The organism is Sneathiella sp. (genome assembly GCF_041689005.1).
Lineage (GTDB): Bacteria > Pseudomonadota > Alphaproteobacteria > Sneathiellales > Sneathiellaceae > Sneathiella.
In genome coordinates this window covers 1-3846 of the sequence record NZ_JBDNHC010000077.1, presented here as the reverse complement: position 1 = coordinate 3846, position 3846 = coordinate 1, and the positions used below count along the sequence as shown (strand labels likewise).

At 60.9% G+C, this 3846-nt stretch carries 3 protein-coding genes; 2 read left to right on the top strand and 1 reads right to left on the bottom strand.

Annotation, left to right across the window (positions count from 1 at the left end; all coding sequences use genetic code 11):
* Positions 1-372 precede the first annotated feature (372 nt).
* Positions 373-1077, bottom strand: coding sequence for a hypothetical protein (locus tag ACESNI_RS09685; RefSeq protein ID WP_373086382.1), 705 nt, complete (start codon positions 1075-1077; stop codon positions 373-375).
* 473 nt (positions 1078-1550) lie between these two features.
* Here ACESNI_RS09685 and ACESNI_RS09680 point away from each other — a divergent pair, with 473 nt between their 5' ends.
* Together ACESNI_RS09680 and ACESNI_RS09675 are read left to right on the top strand one after the other, a co-directional pair.
* On the top strand, positions 1551-2819 hold the full coding sequence (locus ACESNI_RS09680; protein WP_373086380.1) for a sugar transferase: 1269 nt from the start codon (positions 1551-1553) through the stop codon (positions 2817-2819).
* Positions 2820-3031: 212 nt separating this feature from the next.
* Positions 3032-3846: TRAFs-binding domain-containing protein (locus tag ACESNI_RS09675; protein WP_373086379.1), on the top strand; the 815-nt coding region annotated here is incomplete at its 3' end.

The window sequence follows — 3846 nt, the reverse complement described above, 5'->3', positions numbered from 1 at the left end:
ACGGCTATGGGGGCTACGGCGTGTATTACAATCGCTACAAGGAATACTATCAAAGCTAGTTGTGAACGACGCTGGTGACCGGAAGAGGTGCACGTAGTATCGGGCATCTGATCGTTTCAGGGCGGACTAAAAGAAGCGCATCAGGCGCTACGCTCTGGTCGACGCGACACGCCTGTTGCCCAGGCCTTGAGGTAAACCAGGCCGGTATTCAGGATCGCGACTGCCTCACGGACCCGATCCGGAGGCGCCTGATCCGGTCGTGCCGATGGCACCACTTCCCTATATCAGGAAAGTCTTCGTCGCGCGCACTTATGCGTAAATCCAGATTTCGCCCAGGGCTTTACTTTAGGGCTTTAGATCGCAGAGAATTCTTCAGTTTTCGCTGACGTTATCGTCAAGCTCGTCATCCGCGTTACCATCCGTGCCGTTGTTGTTGTTCTGATTTTCGGCAAAGGTGTTTGCTGCAGCCGCATTGATTCGAGCCGTCGCCCCGGCGGTTTTTGCCCGCGCGACAATTGTTGTGACGTTTACCTGATTGGCCGCGGATTCGAGCGTTGTCGCATCCGCGTTCGTCGCCGCCGCGACCGCAGCAGCAAGGTCCGCCACGGTCGCAGTGGCCGCCCCGACGGTCGTTGCCACTGCCGCTACAATCGAGGCGCTCGCGCCCGGCTTCTTCCTCGCCACCGCCGTCGCAATGTCGGACGCCTGCGATGGCGCAACTTCGGATACGGCCGCTGCGATGGCCGCTGCCTCGTCTTCAGACGCCACTTCGGCTGCCGCAGCCGCGATATCGACAGCACTGGCCGGTACGGTGGCAGCAAGTGATGCGGCGATCTCTGCAGCCGCCCCCGGATTGGCGGCGGCAGCCGCGTTCATAAGGTCGACCGCAGCCGCAGGATTGAGGGCCGCAAGACGGGCAGCCGTTGCAGCAAGCGTGGCACCATCCGTGCCCGCAGCCGACATCGCCGACTGTTCGGCAGCCGTCAACTCGGCCTTTGCGTCGTCCGGAGCGACCAGAAAAACCGCCAGCATGAGCACAATCAATCTCGAGAATGCGATAGGCAGCAATGGGCGCATCTCTCTCTCCTGCGTAATAGTTATTTTCTGAACGTCATATAGACATCGGCGACCACAGATAGCAACCGAGAGCCGCGACATAAACGGGATCGGCATGATTCTGCTTCATTGATCATGCCGGACTTTGGTCGCGGCGGTCAGGCGCGTCGCACAGCGATCCCAGAGGTGAGGCAAGCGGCACGCCAGGAGACGTCGATGGCGCCGGCTGCACGTCGCACCAAGCATCGTTCGTGCTCCGCCTGCCGCGGAATTCCGAGGGTCCGGCCCCGGAGGCACAGCCCCACCGCCACGACCGGGACATGGCCCTTCCGACGGCTTCATACGGCACCCGACAGCCGCCGTACCCAAAGAGGCGGATCCGAACGTCCAGGGGTAAACCGGGCGAACATCTCGACAACCCCACGCTTTTTGCGGCATAGGAACTTGAGGGGATCAGGACGGGGCGCAATCCCCGGGCTTAAGGAAGCGACAGCATGAGGGCTCTTTCGAGTGCCGCAGGCCACCGGGTCTATCAGCTCCTGAGCAGCGGTTTGTTTCAGTTCGTCGTGGGAACAGTGGTTGTTGCGCTGCTGCCGGCCGTTCTGAGATGGCCCGACGAAGCCGTAGTGAGATTGGCAGAGCAGGTTTTTGACGCGTCCATTCCCGGCAGCGCGTTAAGTTTCACGGTCGGCCTTGTTATCGTTCGTCAGTTTGTTTTGTTTCCGTACACCCAAGGTTTTGTCTATATAGTTCCTGTTTTTATTATAACTTTTGGATTTATGGTTATACTATTTTTCTTTGTTCGCATTGATTATTCGAGATATCAGTTAATATGCAGTTTTATTTTCTCGATCGCGTGGGGTTTTTTCTTTGTTTACTGCTTCAGCAGAACGAGGCGGCTTCGCCTTGCCCTCGTTCCCTTTGGAAACACGACCTGGCTGACACCCATGCCGGCACTGGAGCCGGTCAAACTTGACGCACCGCATATAGAACCTGGCGAGTACGACGCCATCGTTGCCGACCTGAGAGCGGACATGCCCCCGCAGTGGGAGCGGTTTCTCGCGCAATGCGCCCTTCAGAGTGTTCCGGTGTTCCACGTCAAATACGTCGCGGAGTGGCTGACCGGCCGGGTTCATATCGAGCATCTCTGGGAGAACCAGTTTGGTTCGCTCCATCTCCCCCGTTTGTTCGAAGTGCTCAAACGCACCAGTGACATAGCAGCCATCGTCTTGACTGCTCCCATCGTGGTTCCGTTGTTGCTCGTGATCGTTTGCTGCGTGAAACTCGACAGCTCGGGTCCCGCACTTTTTATTCAGGACCGCATCGGTTTTCGCGGAAAGAAGTTCCGCATGGTCAAATTCCGGACCATGCGGGTTGGTCACAACGGCGCACATTACACCTCACCGAACGACGAGAGGATCACCAGGGCAGGTGTCTTCCTGCGGCGCTATCGTCTTGATGAGCTGCCTCAGGTGATGAACGTCCTGCGCGGTGAAATGAGTTGGATCGGCCCCCGCCCGGAAGCCGTCGAACTGGCCCGGTTGTATGAGCGCGAGATTCCGTTCTATGCCTACCACCATATCGTACGGCCCGGCATCACCGGCTGGGCGCAGGTGAATCAAGGCCAGACGATCGACGTCGATCAGGTCAGCGAGAAGCTCCAGTACGATTTCTTCTACATCAAGAATTTCTCGCTGTGGCTGGATCTGCTGATCGCCTGCAAAACCGTGCGCACCCTGGCGACCGGCTACGGAGCGCACTGACTGCGATCGCTTCGGTCGGCCGCACCATGGCCGTGGCGCCCGCCTGCCATGCTCGGCGACGCTTCGAAACATGCCCAGTAGCGGCGACAGCATGAACCGGACAGCCGGCACGGCACGCAGCCAGCAACGGCATGCAGAACCCCAATTCCGCATGCGATGACCCGGAACGAAGTCCGGGAGGACCAACCCTTTGCCTGTGTTAGCCTCCGGCCATGGCTGACGCATTGGACAATCCGGTTTCGGCGCTGCGGGAGCTTCTTCGCCGATCCGAATGCATCAAGGCATTCGATCTTGCCCGCTCCGGCGTGGCACGCGACCCCCAGAGCCTGCCACTCCGCCATGGCGGGGTCCTTGCCCTGGCGCGCATGGGCGCCATCGAGCAGGCACGCCGGATGTATGCCGAATGGGGCCTCGACTCAGTCACCGACGATGAAGATGTCCTGGCGCTGAAAGGCCGACTGCTCAAGGACGAGGCCCTGCAGCTTGATGGCGAGGAACGGCGCCGCGGCCTCCATGCCGCGGCGGCGGCCTACCGCCGGGCATTCGAAGCCTCAGGCGGCTACTTCTCCGCCATCAACGTGGCCAGTCTCAGCCATCTTGCCGGCGATCACATGGCCGCCGGCAGATGGGCGGACGAGGCCTCACGTCTGGCCGCGGGCGAGGTCAGCTACTACGGGCGCGCGACCATGGCCGAGGCCGCGATTCTGCTCGGCGACCTGCCGGCAGCAAGGCAACACCTGCAGGAAGCCGTCGCCCGGGACGGTGCGAGCCTGGACGCCAAGGCGACGACACGGCGCCAGCTACGCATGCTTCTGGCCAACGAAGATGCAAGCCAGCGCATCCTCAAGCCTCTGGAGCCGCCCGCCGTCGCGCATTTCTGCGGCCACCGGCTTTCGCCCGAGGAACCCGGCGCCCGCTTCCCTCCCAGCAGGGAGACCGAGGTCGCCGCCGAGGTCAGCCGTCTGATAGACGGGCACGACATCCGGTTTGCAGTCGGATCCCTGGCCTCGGGCGCCGACATCATCGT

Bases quoted from the DNA above. Each gene is read 5' to 3' on its own strand.
- ACESNI_RS09685 (WP_373086382.1), bottom strand. From the start codon at position 1,077: ATGCGCCCATTGCTGCCTATCGCATTCTCGAGATTGATTGTGCTCATG.
- ACESNI_RS09680 (WP_373086380.1), top strand. From the start codon at position 1,551: ATGAGGGCTCTTTCGAGTGCCGCAGGCCACCGGGTCTATCAGCTCCTG.